Source organism: Caproiciproducens faecalis, from assembly GCF_019448085.1.
GTDB classification, from domain to species: Bacteria; Bacillota; Clostridia; order Oscillospirales; family Acutalibacteraceae; genus Caproiciproducens; species Caproiciproducens faecalis.
This window is the reverse complement of sequence record NZ_JAGFNZ010000001.1, coordinates 624893-641192: the sequence shown is the minus strand read 5'-3', so window position 1 is coordinate 641192 and position 16300 is coordinate 624893. Positions and strand designations below refer to the sequence as shown.

14 protein-coding genes are annotated in these 16300 nt (G+C 49.9%); 3 read left to right on the top strand and 11 right to left on the bottom strand.

What is annotated here, in order from left to right; all coding sequences use genetic code 11:
- Positions 1-27 precede the first annotated feature (27 nt).
- The 6 genes from J5W02_RS03025 to J5W02_RS03000 form a co-directional block, all read right to left on the bottom strand.
- On the bottom strand, positions 28-693 hold the full coding sequence (locus J5W02_RS03025; RefSeq protein WP_219964164.1) for a M48 family metallopeptidase: 666 nt from the start codon (positions 691-693) through the stop codon (positions 28-30).
- Positions 694-1407 carry a DNA alkylation repair protein gene (locus tag J5W02_RS03020; protein ID WP_219964163.1) on the bottom strand — a complete coding sequence of 238 codons (714 nt, stop codon included), beginning with the start codon at positions 1405-1407 and terminating at the stop codon, positions 694-696.
- 169 nt (positions 1408-1576) lie between these two features.
- Entirely contained in the window at positions 1577-3619 is a 2043-nt protein-coding gene (locus J5W02_RS03015; RefSeq protein ID WP_219964162.1) for an ABC transporter permease, read from the bottom strand.
- On the bottom strand, positions 3609-4376 hold the full coding sequence (locus J5W02_RS03010) for an ABC transporter ATP-binding protein (protein ID WP_219964161.1): 768 nt from the start codon (positions 4374-4376) through the stop codon (positions 3609-3611). Before J5W02_RS03010 ends, J5W02_RS03015 begins: the two co-directional genes overlap by 11 nt.
- Positions 4377-4478: 102 nt before the next feature.
- Entirely contained in the window at positions 4479-5483 is a 1005-nt protein-coding gene (locus J5W02_RS03005; protein ID WP_219964160.1) for a sensor histidine kinase, read from the bottom strand.
- Entirely contained in the window at positions 5480-6145 is a 666-nt protein-coding gene (locus J5W02_RS03000) for a response regulator transcription factor (RefSeq protein WP_255575551.1), read from the bottom strand. The genes J5W02_RS03005 and J5W02_RS03000 overlap by 4 nt, the downstream gene beginning before the upstream one ends.
- Positions 6146-6359: 214 nt before the next feature.
- Between J5W02_RS03000 and J5W02_RS02995 the strand changes: the two genes are divergently transcribed.
- Positions 6360-7355 carry an asparaginase gene (locus J5W02_RS02995; RefSeq protein WP_219964158.1) on the top strand — a complete coding sequence of 332 codons (996 nt, stop codon included), beginning with the start codon at positions 6360-6362 and terminating at the stop codon, positions 7353-7355.
- A 104-nt stretch (positions 7356-7459) separates the two neighbouring features.
- On the top strand, positions 7460-8143 hold the full coding sequence (locus J5W02_RS02990; RefSeq protein ID WP_219964157.1) for an SGNH/GDSL hydrolase family protein: 684 nt from the start codon (positions 7460-7462) through the stop codon (positions 8141-8143).
- 31 nt (positions 8144-8174) lie between these two features.
- On the opposite strand, the gene J5W02_RS02985 is transcribed toward J5W02_RS02990, so the two are convergent.
- The 3 genes from J5W02_RS02985 to J5W02_RS02975 all read right to left on the bottom strand — a co-directional run bounded on the left by J5W02_RS02985 (position 8175) and on the right by J5W02_RS02975 (position 11270).
- Entirely contained in the window at positions 8175-9194 is a 1020-nt protein-coding gene (locus J5W02_RS02985) for a hypothetical protein (RefSeq protein WP_219964156.1), read from the bottom strand.
- Between the two features lie 119 nt (positions 9195-9313).
- Positions 9314-10735, bottom strand: coding sequence for an NAD(P)/FAD-dependent oxidoreductase (locus tag J5W02_RS02980; RefSeq protein ID WP_219964155.1), 1422 nt, complete (start codon positions 10733-10735; stop codon positions 9314-9316).
- A gap of 97 nt (positions 10736-10832) precedes the next feature.
- Positions 10833-11270, bottom strand: a complete 438-nt coding sequence (locus tag J5W02_RS02975; RefSeq protein ID WP_219964154.1) for a YaiI/YqxD family protein — start codon at positions 11268-11270, stop codon at positions 10833-10835.
- A 180-nt stretch (positions 11271-11450) separates the two neighbouring features.
- Here J5W02_RS02975 and J5W02_RS02970 point away from each other — a divergent pair, with 180 nt between their 5' ends.
- Complete coding sequence (locus J5W02_RS02970) at positions 11451-12224, top strand: hypothetical protein (RefSeq protein WP_219964153.1); 774 nt, start codon at positions 11451-11453, stop codon at positions 12222-12224.
- A gap of 44 nt (positions 12225-12268) precedes the next feature.
- Here the strand turns inward: J5W02_RS02970 and J5W02_RS02965 are convergent, their stop codons facing one another.
- The gene (locus J5W02_RS02965; RefSeq protein ID WP_219964152.1) at positions 12269-12922 is read right to left on the bottom strand and encodes an HAD family hydrolase; all 654 of its coding nucleotides are present in this window, start codon (positions 12920-12922) and stop codon (positions 12269-12271) included.
- A 16-nt stretch (positions 12923-12938) separates the two neighbouring features.
- Positions 12939-16199, bottom strand: a complete 3261-nt coding sequence (pglX, locus tag J5W02_RS02960; protein WP_219964151.1) for a BREX-1 system adenine-specific DNA-methyltransferase PglX — start codon at positions 16197-16199, stop codon at positions 12939-12941.
- Positions 16200-16300 lie beyond the last annotated feature (101 nt).

Below are 16300 nucleotides of genomic sequence, written 5' to 3'. Positions count from 1 at the left end.
CGGTTTATGCGAAATCAACGGGCTGCGTTAATCCCAACCCTGTTTCTGCAGTTCCAGTGCGGACAGCTTCAGCTGTTTTCGCCGCAGCTGATAATCCGGCAGTATCTGCCCTACCAGCGCCCAAAAGCGCGGCGAATGATTATGCTCGACGGTATGCGCCAGCTCGTGGACAATCACATAGTCGATCTGCTCCGGAGGTACCAGAATCAGCTTCCACGAATAGCTCAGATGGTTTTTCCCGGAACAGGAACCCCAGCTGGTACGGGCTGAGCCAATCCGCACACCGGTCGGCTGAAAGCCGGTTTGCTTTGCAAAAAAATCCGTCCTGCGGGAAAGGAAATCCCGCGCAATCGACTGGTACAGGCAGATCAGCTTCGGTTTCAGGGTATCAAAAGCTTCTTCCGGCAGGTAGAAGGATACACCGTCAAAGGCGACGCGTTCACCGGACAGCACCGGATACTCCTTCCCCATCAGAGGAAGTGTCGAACCGGGGGAAACGCTGAATTCCCGCCGGGACTGCGCGTTTGCCGCCATCTGTGCGGATTTTTCTTCGATCCATGCCTGTTTTTCGGTGATAAAGCGATCGATGAATGCCCCGCCGGCCTTTAGCGGGGCACGAACGGTTACGTTGCCGTCCCGGTCAATACAGATGGCAATGGTTTTGCGCCGGGAACGGGTCAGCTGATATTCCATTTATTTCGCCCTGCGTTTCATCCCCCGGACGACCGCCTTGGTTTCGTCGTCCACACGGAAGGATTCCACGATTTTCTGCAGCGTTTTGTTGTATGTCCAGTCGTCCAGACCGCCCGTTTTCAGGCAATCCATGGTCTGTTCGGGATATTTTACAAAGCAGACGGACAGCGCCCACGCCACGCCCATTTTAACATAATATCCGTCATGACGCACCCTGTAGTAAATTTTCAAAACCGCATCGATAGAATCATCGGTGATAAAATAGTCCATCAGCATAATCACGGCAAAGCGCAGCTCGTATTCCCTGCTGCTTTGCAGATACGGCTGCAAAAAGGCGAAGAGCCTTTCCCGGTCCTGCGCGGCCGCTTTCAGAGTGGAGCAAAAGCCGTCGCACACCGCCCAGCAGTTAATTCTCGGTACAAAGTCCGCAATCAAAGCAAAAAGTTCGTCCTGCTCCATTTTAGCGTAGCCGATAATAAACCCGCGCAGCATGATTTCTTCCATGGAGGCGTCCCGCAGGTCGGCAAGGCAGGCGCGCCAACCGCCTTTCACAATCTGTTTGGCCAGCGCACGCAGTTTGGGCACGCGCACGCCAAGGATATGCTCCACCCCGGGGACAATTTTATACTGCATTTTGCGGTATGGCTCGTCGGCCAGCGACTGCAGGTGCCGGGCAAGAGAAGGATAATCGGTGTATACAAAATCATTCAGCATAGTGTTTCCTCAGTCAAAATTTAGTAATTTTATTATATATTCTTTTGTGGACAAAGACAACAGCCGCCGGCAAAATAGCCGGCGGCTGAAAAGAAAGGCTTAAAATAATCTTCCACACCAGGAAAGAAAATACATCAGCAGCAGTTTGATAAATAAAATAATAATCATATCAGTTCTGCCTTTGATGAATCATGCTCCTGCTGCCGAAATAAGTTGCGAGAAAATATCCGCCGTAAATCACAAGGAAAATCATGGCGGTAAACAGGGTATTGCCCATGATATCCAGATGCCCCAGCATCTGTACCACATTGTTCGCAACCCTGATTCCCACATAGGAGTGGACGATGGCCAGCGAAAGGGGAATGAAGAAATAAATGGCGATTTGGCTGAACAGCGCGCGGTTGACCATGCTCTCCTCCGCGCCCAGCTTTTGTAACAGCCCATAGCGCTCCGCGTTGTCCGAAGCCTCTGAAAGCTGCTGCAGGGCAAGAACCGCCGCGCTAGTAATCAGAAAGACCAGCCCAATATAAATCGCGAGATAGGAAACTACCGTTTTTAATCCGGCCCCCTGTTCAAAAATGAGAGCTCTGGAAAGTTCCATATCATAGGGCCGCACAATCTTTCCGCTTTCCACAGCATCTTCGCTGTACACTGTTTCCAGCTTTTGCAGCAGCTCCTGCTCGTTCACACCGACTTTATAATTCACGTTGAGGACTTCAGTTTGAAGCGAAAGGCTGTTTATCATCGCGTCCGGCACAATCAGCGTACCGGAATCTGTCTGGGACATGGATGTCTGCAGGGCGGTGCGGTAGGCAGTTTTTCCCGCAGTTGTAAGCTGCTTGCCATTCAAAACGATCTTGCCGCTGTTTTTCAGGAAAGACTCAATCGCAGGCTGAAATTGGTAAAGCGTGCAGTTTACGGCAAATTCATCGTCTTTGAGAGAAATCTCCGGTTTGCCCTGCATTTTGGCGGCGCGGTTATAGTCGGTCAGCGAAATAATCGGCATTGGGTACTTGTTGACCAACTTGATCTGGTCGTAACCAAAATACTGCCGGAGCAGTGAATCGTCAAAGTGAAAATCACCGTACTTCAGGTCGGAAGAATAATAATTTAACTGCGCGTATTCCCTTGCGTAACGGCCGAGGTCTATTTTGTCATCCTCCATTTTCTTTGCGATATCGTTGATCGGTGTTTTTGTGTTATCCCTTTGGTATTCATAGGAAAAAGTGAGGTCATAAGGCGTGGATTCCTTCACACCCTTTGTTAAAACATCCGCCAGCCCCATGCCGGTTGACAGGGTTCCGATGGTGACCAGCAGCATGATGCAGATGACCGACATGGAAACAAAAGTCGTATTGATCTTGCTGTTGATCTGCCGCAGAATAAACATATTCATATTTTTATAGTACAGGCGTTTGTTGGCCTGCACCACCCGCAGCAGAAAGCCCGAAAGCGACAGAAAGAACAGCAGCGTGCCAACGCAGCCCAACACAATCGATGCGGTAAACATTCCGTTTACTTCCAGCATTCCGTTTTTATTAATGAAATAATAGGCCGCGCCAAGGCAGACAACGGAAACAAGGAACAGAACGACGGAAATCCACAGCCTTTTAATTTTCAGTTTTTCATTCTTTTTGCCGTCTGTCAGTAAATCAATCAGCTTTAGTTTGGAAATGGAAATGGTATTGAAAATCATAACGATCAGAAAGATAATGCCAAAATAAAGCAGCGTTTTATAAAACGCATTGAAAGAAAAGGTAAATTGAAACGCCTTCATGCTGACTTCAAACATTTTGGCGGTAACAACGCTGAGCCACTGCGAAGCAAAAATGCCGACCACCAAACCCATGGCAAGGGCAAACACGCCGATGAAAAAGGTTTCCAGAACGACAATGCGCGAAATTTTACCCTTTTCCATACCAAGCGTCATGTAAATGCCGAGTTCTTTTTTGCGCCTCCGAATTAAAAAGCGGTTGGCGTACACAATTAAAAAGCCCAGAATGACCGAAATGAAAATGGAAACATAGCCGATAGACTGGGTCAGCATTTCCATCGACTTATTCTGAACGGCACTGATATTGAGCATGGCTTTCTGGGAGTCGATGGAGTTGAACATATAGAACAGGCATACCCCGAACGTCATGGTTAAAAAGTAGATGGTGTAATCCCTGATGCTTTTGGTAACATTTTTTAAAGCCAGTTTAAAGAACATTGGAATTGTCACCTCCGAGCAGGGTCACCACTTCAATGATCTTATTAAAGAACTGCCTGCGGGTATCTTCGCCGCGCACCAGTTCATTGAAAATCCGGCCGTCCTTGATAAACAGAATCCTGTGGCAGTAGCTGGCGGTAAACGCATCGTGCGTCACCATCAGGATGGTCGCCTGCAGATTGCTGTTAAGCGTTTCAAAGCTTTCCAGCAGCATCCGGGAGGATTTTGAGTCGAGCGCGCCCGTCGGTTCGTCCGCCAGAATCAGGGCGGGGCGGGTCACGATGGCGCGGGCCGAGGCGACACGCTGCTTTTGCCCGCCCGACATCTGATAGGGGTACTTTTTCAGCACATCCTCAATTTCCAGTTCTTTTGCCACCTGATGCACCCGGACATCGATTTCCCCAACCGGAGTTTTTACAATTGTCAGCGCAAGCGCAATATTTTCGAACGCGGTCAGCGTATCCAGCAGGTTGAAATCCTGGAAGATAAAACCAAGCTGCTCCCGGCGGAATTTGGAAAGCTTTCTGGAATTCAGCTTTGTGATGTCCATCCCGTCGATGACAATATGCCCCGCCGTTGCGGAATCGATAGTGGAAATGCAGTTCAGAAGCGTTGTTTTTCCGCTGCCGGACGCGCCCATGATGCCGACGAATTCCCCTTTCTCCACCTCAAAGCTGATGTCGTCTACCGCTTTGGTCAGATTGCCTTTATTGCCGTAATATTTTTCAACGTGCTCAACCGTCAGAATTTTTTGCATTTCATTTTCTCCTTTTCAAATTGTATTAACAGTATAATACAATTTTGCGGTATGAACCATTGATTTATCTTACGGCAAGCTTACAGTTTTGTAAGGTTTCCGCTACTCAAACATATTGCTTTTGGGAAAAACAATGGAGACAAGGGTTCCCTTCCCTTCTGTGGAAGCAATGGAGATGCCGAGATTGAGTTTATCACAGAGCTTCTTACAGAGGTAAAGCCCGATTCCCGTTGATTTGGCAGAGGTTCTTCCATTTTCGCCGGTAAAGCCCTTTTCGAACACCCTGCCCAGATCTTTTTTTGGAATTCCGACACCGTTGTCGGCAATCATCAGTGTCACACTGTTCTGATTTTGCAGTCCATAGATCTTGATTTCCGGCTCCCCGCTCCTGTACTTTACAGAGTTCATCAGAATCTGGCCGATGATGAAATCCGTCCACTTCAGGTCGGTATACACCGTTTTATCCAAAGCGGAGGTTTCCACGCGGATTCTTCCCTCTATGAGCGCGGCGGAATACTTTTTAAGCGCCGAACCGACGAGCGCTTTTAGGGTTGTGGTCTTAATGACGTAATCTTTTTCCACATGGTTGCTGCGGGAATAAAAAAGCGCCTGTTCCACATAATTTTCTATTTTCGTCAGTTCCTCATTTAAACTGAGGGTCACTTCATTTTTATTGTTTTCTATCATCAATTTGCTGGACGAAATCGGCGTTTTCACCTCGTGCACCCAGGTTTCAATATATTCGCGGTACTCCTGAGAAGCGTGGCGATACCCGGCTATCTCATCATTCATAGCCTTGCAGGCCGTTTTCACGCATTCGCACAGGAGCTTTCCCTCGCAGAAAGACGGCTCGTCCAGCATTTCGGAGATCAGATATTTTTTATCCAGCTTTTCAAGGTTCCGGAGCAGTTCGTTATAAAACGCCCGTTTCCTCAGAAATTCCAGTGTCAGCGCAGCCGCTTCCCCCGCCAGAAACAGCAGGGGGACAAATACGGCGGCGTAGATTCCTACCCCCAGAACAGCCAGTAACACAGCCGCAAAGGAAGCCGTAAGCAGCACAAAAATCAAATGATAGACTTTGTCGGCTAAAAAATTTTTCAGGCTCATACCAGATACCCCAGTCCCCGTTTGGTCGTCAGATAATCGTGTACGCCGATTCCTTCCAGCTTCTTGCGCAGCCGGTTAATGTTGACCGTAAGCGTGTTGTCATCCACAAATTCTTCGGACTGCCACAGGTCGTTCATCATCTCGTCGCGGGAAACAATCCGACCCCGGTTGCGCAAAAGCAAATGCAGGATATGAAGCTCATTTTTCGAAAGTTCCGTTTCCTTGCTCCCAAACCGAGCGGTTCCGCGTGAAAGGTCAAGCTCCAGCCCGCGGTGAGCCAGCACGCTGGCCGGTTCCGCAGGATAAGCGCGCTTTAGAACGGACGCAATCCGCGCAAGCAGGATCTGCGTATTGTAAGGCTTGGTGATAAAATCGTCCGCGCCCAGACTCATGCTCATCAGCTCGTCCACATCGCTGTCGCGGCTGGTTACGATGATAATGGGGAGCTGGGAGCTGCGCCGGATTTCCCGGCAGATATGGTACCCATCGTAAACCGGCAGATTGATGTCCAGCAGAACCAGCTGAGGGTTTTCCCGCAGGATTACTTCCGGCATATGGGCAAAATCTCCCGAAGAAGCACAGGTATATCCGTATTTTTCAAGAAGCCTTGTCAGTTCCCTTCTGATTTTTTCATCATCTTCCACTATAAAAACAGAGGACAAACAAATCCGCCCTTTCCAGTAAATATGATTGACTGCTTTTGCCTGGTTCCCATTATAGAGGATTCCGCCCTGAGAAGCAATCGGCGCTTTTGTAGGAGCTGCGCGAAAAAGGCTTTGGAATTTTCTTGATTTTAGAGATCGCTTCATTTACTTTCGTTTCTATTAATGATAGTATATTGTAAATCCTATTCATCATAATAATCGGGGTGTTACCATGAATAAATTACTGCTGATTACCACCGGCGGAACCATTGCCTCCGAACAGACGGATGAAGGGCTTGCACCGTCGCTGAGCAGCCAGCAGCTGGCCGATTTTATCGGCGGGCTGACTGCAGAATATGACGTGGAAGTTGAAGATTTATTTCAGCTTGACAGCTCCAACATTCAGCCGGAAGAGTGGCAGTGCATTGCGCGTACCATTGCCCGTGAATATCCGAACTACGACGGAATTGTGCTGACCCACGGTACGGACACCATGGCGTACACCGCCGCAGTCCTGTCTTTTATGCTGCGCAACGTTCCCATTCCGGTGGTCATCACCGGTTCCCAGCTGCCGATCCGGCACCCGCTGACGGATGGTGTGGAAAACCTGCGCTGCGCTTTCGCAATGGCCTGCTCCAAAAAGCCGGGCGTCTATCTTGCGTTTGACCGCAAGGTCATTTTGGGTACCCGCGCGGTAAAGGTGCGCACCACGGGCTTTGACGCCTTTGAAAGCGTCAACTGTCCTCCCGCCGCTGTGGTAGACGCGGGCGGATTAAAGTTCAATGAAAGCATCCTCCCGAAAATGGAGGGGGGATTCGTTCTGGAAGACCGGCTCTGCACCGACGTTTTCCTGATGAAGCTCATTCCCGGCCTTAACCCGGAAATATTCGACATGCTTTTAAAAATGAATTATAAAGGAATTGTGATTGAAGCGTTCGGCGCGGGCGGGCTGAATTTTATCCGCCGTGATTTGATCGCTCAGCTGCAGAAAATCGTGGAATACGGTATTTCCGTAGTGGTTTGCAGCCAGTGCCTGTACGAACGGAGCGACTTCACCATTTATCAGGCCGGACAGAAAGCGCTGCAGAGCGGCGTTGTCCAGGGCTTTGACATGACGACGGAGGCAGCGGTCACCAAGCTGATGTGGGCTTTGGGGCAAACAGAAAAATCCGAAGAGGTAAAGCGGGTTTTTGCCACCAATTTTGTAGGGGAAATCAGCCTAACATAATATTTCGCACTCTTTGCGTTATAATATTGACATTCTTATAAATGTGTTATATAGTATTTAATACTATATAACACATTTATTACAATTACGAAGGGAGTGCTGTTGTGATTCAATCTGTCTGTGTTTTCGGCGATTCCGTAGCCAAGGGCATTGTTTTTGACAGTGTCCTTAAAAAATATATTCTTTTGAAGGACAGTTTTGTCAGCAGGATTGAAAAAAGCAATCATATCGCGATTCGGAATTTTTCCAAATTCGGCTGCACCGTCACAAAAGGCGGCGAGGTACTGGACAGACACAAAACCGAACTGAACCGCTATGACTACACGGTACTGGAATTCGGCGGCAACGACTGTGATTTTAACTGGTCGGAGATTTCGGCTTCCCCTGAGAGCGACCATGTTCCGAACACCCCGGTTTCCGTGTTTGAAGAATACTACTCCCGGATGATCGATGAGGTCAGGGCGTGTGGCGGCCGACCCGTCCTGCTTTCCCTTCCTCCGATTGACGCGAAACGGTACTTTGCGTGGATCTCACGCGGGCTGAATCCGGAAAACATCCTGCGCTGGCTCGGCGATGTGGAGTTTATCTACCGCTGGCACGAAATGTATAATCTTGCCGTCAACCGGCTCGCAATCCTGCACAACGTCCCGCTGATCGACATCAGCAGCGCATTCCTGAAAACCGGGAACTACCAGAAGCTGATCTGTGAAGACGGAATTCATCCCAATGAAAACGGGCACCGGCTGATTGGAGAAACCATTGAACGCTACGCGATTGCCAACGCATAAAGAACCGGCGGAAATTTCCGCCGGTTCTTTTTTAACTGCCAAAGACAGTATCGCGAATTCTTTCTTCCGCAATGCCGAGTGCTTCGGCGCTGAGTTTGGAGAGAAAAATCCTCTGCACATCGTCGTAGTATCGTTTTGCGCGGGCAAGCTGCTTCGTCGCTTTCCCGATTTCCGCCTTATAATCCACCATAATGGCCGTAATTTCCGTGCGATATTTTTCGTCTGTTTTATCTGTAACCGCGGCCTTATAGATATCAATCACCTCGTCGTCCGGGCGGGAAGGAAAATACTCATGCGGAGAGGTGCTGTCAAACAGCGCCACGCTCAGCTCCCGCAGAATCACCATATCAAGGCTGTTCGGGTCAAACGCGCAGTGATAAATTTCCGTGTTGAAACCCGCCGCGGTGGCATATTCCGCAATTTTTTTTAGAAAAGTCGATTTCCCGGTACCGGGCCGGCCTTTGATAAAATACCGTTTTTCAAGATCTTCCGTCAGGTTGTCAATATAATCATAGGCGCCGTTTACGGTTGCCGCACCGAAATAGCGGTGAATCTGTGCACCCTTTTTCCCCAGTGTTTTACCGCCGACCACTTTTTCAATCGTCTGGGCGGCCAGCCGGTTGGCGGCGTCAAAATCCATATTGGCAATATAAATCTGTTCCCATTTGTCATGAATTTCCCGCGCGGCAGCGAAATGCCGCCCTGCGGACGCCAGACAGACGTGGGTCTGGCTCAAATTATCGTCATTGAGAATTGCCGCAACCGGGTATTCCTCTTCGCTGTAAAACGGAAAATTAATCACTCCCGCGTTTTTTTCCGGAATAATAACCCCTTCCATGGAATTGTCCAGACAGTTATGTATTAATTGCGCGTGACAGCCGCTGTCGCGCGCGGCGGAACACAAGTTGCTCACGATGTCCGACACGATAATGGACGGATAGCCGCTGAGGCGAACAACCGTTTTCAGACGGCCGAAATTCGATTGAAAAAAGCTGACATACCCTCTTGAACTGTTTGACCCAATAAAATAATTTAAAGAAAAATCCGGCAAAGATTCGTCCTCCCCCCATTGATTGTTTATCACATTATATGACGGGATTCTTAAGACATGCATAAAAGCGGCAAACCCAGTTCCAACGGGTTTGCCGCTTTTCAGACTTTCAAAATAATTCAGCTCAGCTTTTTCGCAATATCTCTCGCAACCACTACGCCGGTTACGGAAGCCTGCATCAGCCCGCGGGTAATGCCCGCTCCGTCGCCGATTGTGTAAAGGTTTTCAATTTCCGTTTCAAAATTCTTTTTGACCGATACCTTGGAGGAATAGAATTTGACTTCCACCCCGTAAAGGAGGGTGTTTTTGGAGTAAAGACCCGGGGCCAGTTTGTCAAACGCGCGGAGCGACTCCACAATGCTGGTCAGGTGGCGGTGCGGCAGTACAAAGGATAAATCGCCCGGCACCGCGTTTTTCAAGGTCGGCACCGTGGTGGATTTTTTCAGCCTTGTGTAGTCCGTACGTCTGCCCAGTAGCAGGTCGCCCAAGCGCTGTACCATGATTCCGCCGCCGGTAAGCATGTTTCCGAGCTGCGCAATATATCGGCCGTATTCGATCGGCTGATTGAACGGCTCCGTAAACCGGGTGGAAACCAGCATGGCAAAATTGGTGTTTTCGCTGTGCTTGTCCTCATCGGCATAGGAATGGCCGTTCACAACCGCAATTCCGCCGTCGATGCCGCCGTCGTAATGTTCTTCACTGACAATGCCGCCGGGGTTCATGCAGAACGTACGCACTTTATTCTCAAACGTATCCGAATAGTAAACCAGCTTGGCTTCATACAGATTTTTGGTCAGATGGTCCATCACGGCGTTGGGCACTTCCACACGCACACCGATGTCCACTTCATTATTGGTAGTGGCGAGCTTGTTTTCCTGGGCAATGCGGGCCAGCCACTCGGCGCCGCCGCGTCCCGGTGCGGCTATCACATAGGGCGCGCGGACAAGGGTGCGCTCCCCGGCGCGGTTTACCAGCCAAACGCCCTCCGCTTTCTCGTTTTCCACAAAAATGGAATCCGCTGTGGTGTACTCCCGAAACTCAAAATTCGGTCTTTCGGAAAGGTAGCGGTACATTCCTCTGAGTACTTCAAAGGAATACTCGGTGCCCATGTGGCGAACCGGACAGGGAATCAGTTGAATGTTTTCCCTGCGCGCTTCATAGGACACCTTCTCCGCAAACTTGTCGCTTTTTCCGAAAACCTTGTCCGGCGCGCCGAAGTGCAGGTAGACGTCGTCGGCGTAGTGAATCAGTTCACGCGCTTTTTCCACCGTCATATAGTCTGTAATATTACCGCCCACTTCCTCGGAGAGGGAAAGCTTTCCGTCCGAAAAAGCACCGGCACCGGCCCAGCCGTTCATAATGTTGCAGGTCTTGCAGTGGGCGCACTGCCCGGAGGTTCTGGCCGGGCAGGTACGCCGGTCAATCGTGCTGCCGCTGTCCACAACCAGCACCTTTTTTTCGGGTGCAAGCTTGTCCATTTCCAGAGCCGTAAAAATGCCGGCAGGGCCGGCACCAATCACAATCAAATCATAATCGTACATATTTGTAACCTCACGCTTCCTGTTTCTAGCAATTTTCCAAATAGGATTTTTGTGCTGCAGGCAAAACAATGGTATTATATCATATAATTTTAGTTTGTCAAATAGTTTCGTTAATCATGCGTACAAACGCCCGTTCAAACGATTCATCGTCCAGTTTTGTTCTCTTTTTGATCTTTCCGCTTCTTACTCCCGCACGGCGCATTTCCTGGCCGAGCGCGCGTTCAAACAGCAGGCGGTCCATATTGGAATTGTCGTAGACCATACCGTTCTGGTTCAGAACTTTTGCGCCTTTGGCAAGCGCCATGGCCGCCACGCCAAAGTCCTGGGTGACAACAATGTCCCCGTCCTCTACCAGATTAACCAGACGGATATCCGCACTGTCCCGACCCTTATCCACCGTAATTACCCTGCTGTACCCGTCATCCAGAAGATGGCTGGTATCTGTCAGCATGGTCACGGGTACTTTTTGCTTTTTTGCCAGCCGGACAATAATCTCTTTGACCGGGCAGGCATCGGCATCCACCAGAATGTTCATCAGCAACCGCCGCCTTCAATAATTTTCCAGCTTTATTATATCACGAATTCTCTGTGGATGGCTGATTTTAAAATATAACAGAATTGTAATGATTTATTACAATTGTTATACCATAATTGACTTTTACAAAGCCACGGAATATGATGTAGCTGTAAAGTTATGCCCGAATGGAGGAGATTTATGAGGAAACCAAAGCTTTTATTGCTGTTTCTATCGGCTCTGCTGGTTTTGCTGACTGCATGCGCGTCAAAAGCAGAAGCGCCCGCCGTCATGCTCGCCAAAGCCGCTCCGTCCGAAATCAGAGCCAAAAGCAGCGCAAAAAGCAGTGCCATTCAAAAGTTTTATACAAACGACAAGCTGAGTTTTTCATTTGCGGTTCCCGACAGCTGGGAGGATAAAAATTACACCCCGGCGGTTACAACTGAAACCATGTCGGACGACGGCACAAAATATACAAAAGTGGATTTCCTTTTTCAGGATGACAAAGAGTGCTCACTGCTTACGATTCTGATTGTATCAAAAGACTGGTGGGAAAAAACGAAGGGCGAAACACTTGACCCCAAGCCCACCTATCTGGGAACCAAAGAGGACATCGTCTACTGTTTTACTCTGCCGAAAAACTCCCCGTATGAAGTGGGAGCAAAGTCGGATCTTTACAACAGTATGGTTCTGCCGGACAGCGACGTTCTGAACCGGTTCCAGATTTTGGGCGCGGATGCTTCCTCCGGCGGCATTGCCACTGTGGACGGCACCCTGGAAGAAGTCATGACCCAGACCATTACCATTAAAACGGACGACGGCCGCTCGATTACCTTCTTAAAGGAAGGCGGCGATTTTGACAGCTCCGGCAGCGGACTGCAGCTGGGGAAAAGGCTGAGAATCTACTATGAAGGCGCAATAGACGGCAACAGCACAAGGGCTGTAACGGTAACCAAAATTGAACGGTTAAACTGAATATGCAAAAAGCTGCCGTAAAAACGACAGCTTTTTTCTTTGCCTTATTCCCAGTTTTTCAGAAGCTGAATTACCCCGTGAAGAGTGGGTACACAAGCGAAGAGCATTTTTTCCAGCTCCGGATTGGACGGCACCGTATCCGGAATCATAACAGTCTTCATCCCCGCGCGGTAAGCGGAGAAAATGCCATTTGGGGAATCCTCCAGCGCCATGCATTCCTGCGGCGAAACCTGCAGAGCCTGTGCCGCTTTCAGATAAATATCGGGATCGGGCTTGCTTTTTTCAAGCATGTCCCCGCAGATGATCTGATCGAAGTATCCGGTGAGTTTTGTTCTTTCAAAATGGCTCATGGTGCTGCTGCGCGAAGAGGAGGTTGCGACCGCGATTTTGTAACCCTCCCGCTTTAAATAGTCCAACAGTTCAGTTAGGCCTTCCTTGACGGGGACGCCATTCTTTTGAATATAGTCCTTACTGTAGTCCGCACTGATTTTTCTGAATTCATCAAACGGAAAATCCGGCCCGTATTTCGTAAGAAACAATTCTCTTTCGGCGGCGGCGCTGACTCCCATGGCCTGTTCAATCAATTCCATCACATTGCCGCAGCCAAGCACTTCCCCGGCCTTTTTCCACCCTTCGGCGCAAAGGCGCTCGGTGTCGAACATTGTTCCGTCCATATCCAGTACCACTGCTTTTATCATGTAGAAACCTCACTTATCATTTGATTGGTGGGAAGAGTGTTTCCCCGCCCTGTACTTTCGTGTAATTCATCAGCACACCGTCGTCTAAATCAATACGGATTTTCTTTTTGGCCACAATTTCCAGCCGATTGCCAAAATCCCGCAGCCCAGTAAGCTGTGCTGCCAGTTTCTCCTTCTGCTTTGGGGTGAACGCCTCCTTCTGTACATATTGTTCCAAACCGGACTCCGCTTTTTCCAGGAAACTCAGCGCATGGTCAAGGGTGTTTTCATCGTAATGATGCTGATAGCAGAGCGCCTGAAAAGCGCCGCCGTCCAGCAGCCAGTAAATCGGCCTCTTTTTATAAATACGGATATGTTCCCGGTAAAACTCATTTTGGTAATAGCTGCGGATGACTTCTTTTGCACTCCCGCTCCCGCCGAGCGCGGAAGCGATAAAGGCCAGATTTTCGTCCAGCGTTTCCTCACCGAACACGAGCTTTACAAAGGAGACCACCCGTCCGGCAAGGTCGTTTTCCAGATACGGAGTAACCGGGAGAACATCCGTGCCGCCCCGCGCGTCAAAGCCGGGCACGGTATACCGCCCAAACAGACAGCCAACCGCAAAGCTGAGAAAACTGCGGATGTCACGGGCAAGATCCGCCCTGCGGACGGTAACGTCCCCGTCCTCCACCCGCGGCGACAGCTCGTTTTGCAGGCCGTAAAGTTCAATAAAAGTCCGGTTGAGCTCTTCTTCGTTTTCCTTCATCCGGCTGAAGCGCAGATCTGTAAAATTCTTCCACGCCGCAAAGGCGTCCGAAATTCTGCTGCTCTCCCTTTCCGCTCTGAAGTGAATCAGCGGATGGACATCAAAATTCCAGCTGGTTTCAAAGGAATCCCAGTCCTCTTTGGAAATGGCAATATTTTCAGCAACAAGCCGGCTTACCCGCTGTTTTATGCTCTCCTCCATCTGCAGCGGAAGTCTGGCGATATTGCCCGCCTGATAATTCAGTGTGGGGTTAATCAGGTTCAGCATGGCAAAAGCACAGCTGCTGGACAAAAATCCAAGGATATAATACAAGTCCTCCTCCCGATTGGGAAAAACGGAAGACCCGGCGATATCAAACACAAAGCCTTGCGGGTAATACCGCACCCCGAATTTGGAAGAGCTGACGAACGACCAGGATACGCTTGGTTCAAAATAAAAATTCTGACCGGGAAAGGAAGCAGACTGTCCCGATTTGACGCGATACTCGCTGATTTCACGCCCGAAATTCTGAAAATTCACGACATATTCCTGATTGCCGTACCATTTACGGAAGTCTCCGCCCTTGTTATAAGGGTACCATTTTCTTTTGCCCTGCAGGCAGTCGGCACGGTCAGTACAGTGAAAATGAATGCTTTCGGGGTCAACTTCATACCAAAATCGCAAAAAGCGCTTGTTGTCACAGGTAAAAAGACCGTTCGTAACCGTCGCGTTTTCGGCAAGGGGCTGGACGGAGGAAAAGATCTCCCCCAGCTTTTCACCCGCCCAGTAGGCAATCGGCATCCCGGGAATCCGGGCAAACTGCTTTGCTGAAGTCTCAAAGCGATAGGCACAGCGCGGGTCGCGCACCGCTTCCATCACCTTCTGTTTCTGAACTTCCATTCCGCCGCGGAAATCGGAAAGCTTTAGGTATACCCCCGGCCTGTTTTCCGGCCCGTTTTTCAGCACAAAGGTACAGATCGGCACGGTAGCTTCGTCAAAGGCGGAGTACTCCAGCTGAATCAGTGAAGAGATAGATTTATTCTGAATAATATATTCCCTTAATTTCTGATACGATTTAATAAACATCCAGACAAACGGTGACATAAACGCGCAGTAGCCGTCCGGCGTACAAAAATCAAAATTGCGGTATATAAACACGGAGAACAGGTCTCCCGAATAGTCACGGTAATGCTGGTTGATATAGGATTTCAGCTTCTTGTTCATTCTGTTCAGATAGGGCGGATTGGTTGCCACAACCGTGTATTTCTCCGCCATGGCCCGGGCCTGCCGCAGAATCGGCAGAAGTTTTTTAAGGGTATCCTCCCGATAGGCAATGCTGAACAGATTGTCGCACGGTTCCTGCCGGATTGCCTCCAGCCGCCGGAAGATCCGGTCAAAATCAGCCGGCTCGACGCGGAGCAGACTGCCGTACTCCGCGGCACCGTGAAGGGCTGAAAGAATATTGTGCAGGTCATCCCCGAGCTGGTCGTCACCGTCCGCCACATAAGAGAGCAAATTTTCTCCGATGCCGGTGCCTTCCCGGATCACATAAAGGTTGAGAGGAATGCCCAGATTCAGGATCTCTTCATTGTACCGACGCGCTTTCATCAGTAAAGCAAAGCAGGCGAGCTGCCAGGAACGCCGGTCAATGTCAAAGCCGCAGAGGTTGCGTCGAAGAATCAGCTCCGCAGCGTCACGCGGGCTAATCCCGCATTCCCCGTAAATCTCGATCAGCAGGTCAAACGCGTAAACCAGAATGTGGCCGCTGCCCATGCAGGGGTCAAGAATTTTCAGCTCCTGCGGCGGCATCTGCTCCTGAACAGAAGCACTTTCCGCACCCAGATAAAACTCCAGCTTTTTTCTGAGCGCGCTGCCCGGATTCCGCTCCAGCCAGTACTGGCCCAGAGAATTGTCCACCATGCTGCGCACGACCCAGTCGGTGGTGAAAAACTGCGTAGCCGCCGGAACATCCTCTTTTTTCACCCTGCCGCCGTAAAGGCTGATAACCTCGCTCCGACGGGCGTCGTTATAATACTGATACAGCCAGCCGATAATTTCGACCGCTTCCCGAAAGTCCTCTTCCGAGATTCCGTCCACCAGGCTGCGGACAATTCCTCCCTCTTGGGAAAAGGAAAGCTGCAAAAGCGGTTCCAAATAACCGCAGTCGCTCCCGAAATATTCGGGCAGGATTTTCGTAAGCGAGCGGCAGACAGAGAAAAACACCGCGGTAAAGCGCTCGTCTGTTTGGTTGCTCTGCGGTTCGGGTGCCAGGATGTCCGGAATGTTCCGTCCGGGCGTTTCAGAGGAGAGAACACGCACCCCGCCCGGGAGATAGCCGTTGACCTCCATAAACCGAACACCGATCAAACGGATAAACCAGGTGTAGGCGACCTCCTCCACCACATCCTTAAACCCGATGGTCTCAATGTCCTGTGTCAGGTCAGGAAACGGGTTTTCTTTCTGTGCCGTCAGTTCAATGGCACGGCGGGAAACGGATGCGATCAGTTTTTCCCTCGCGTCAACCGCAAAGGCCTTAATTGCCGCCTTATTCACCTTCCCATCCCCTTCCTTTTGAATGAGTCTATCATACCATATCTTCATCAAAAAGTTAATCTTATTGACACGGATTCCCAAAATGATATATGATTAATGCT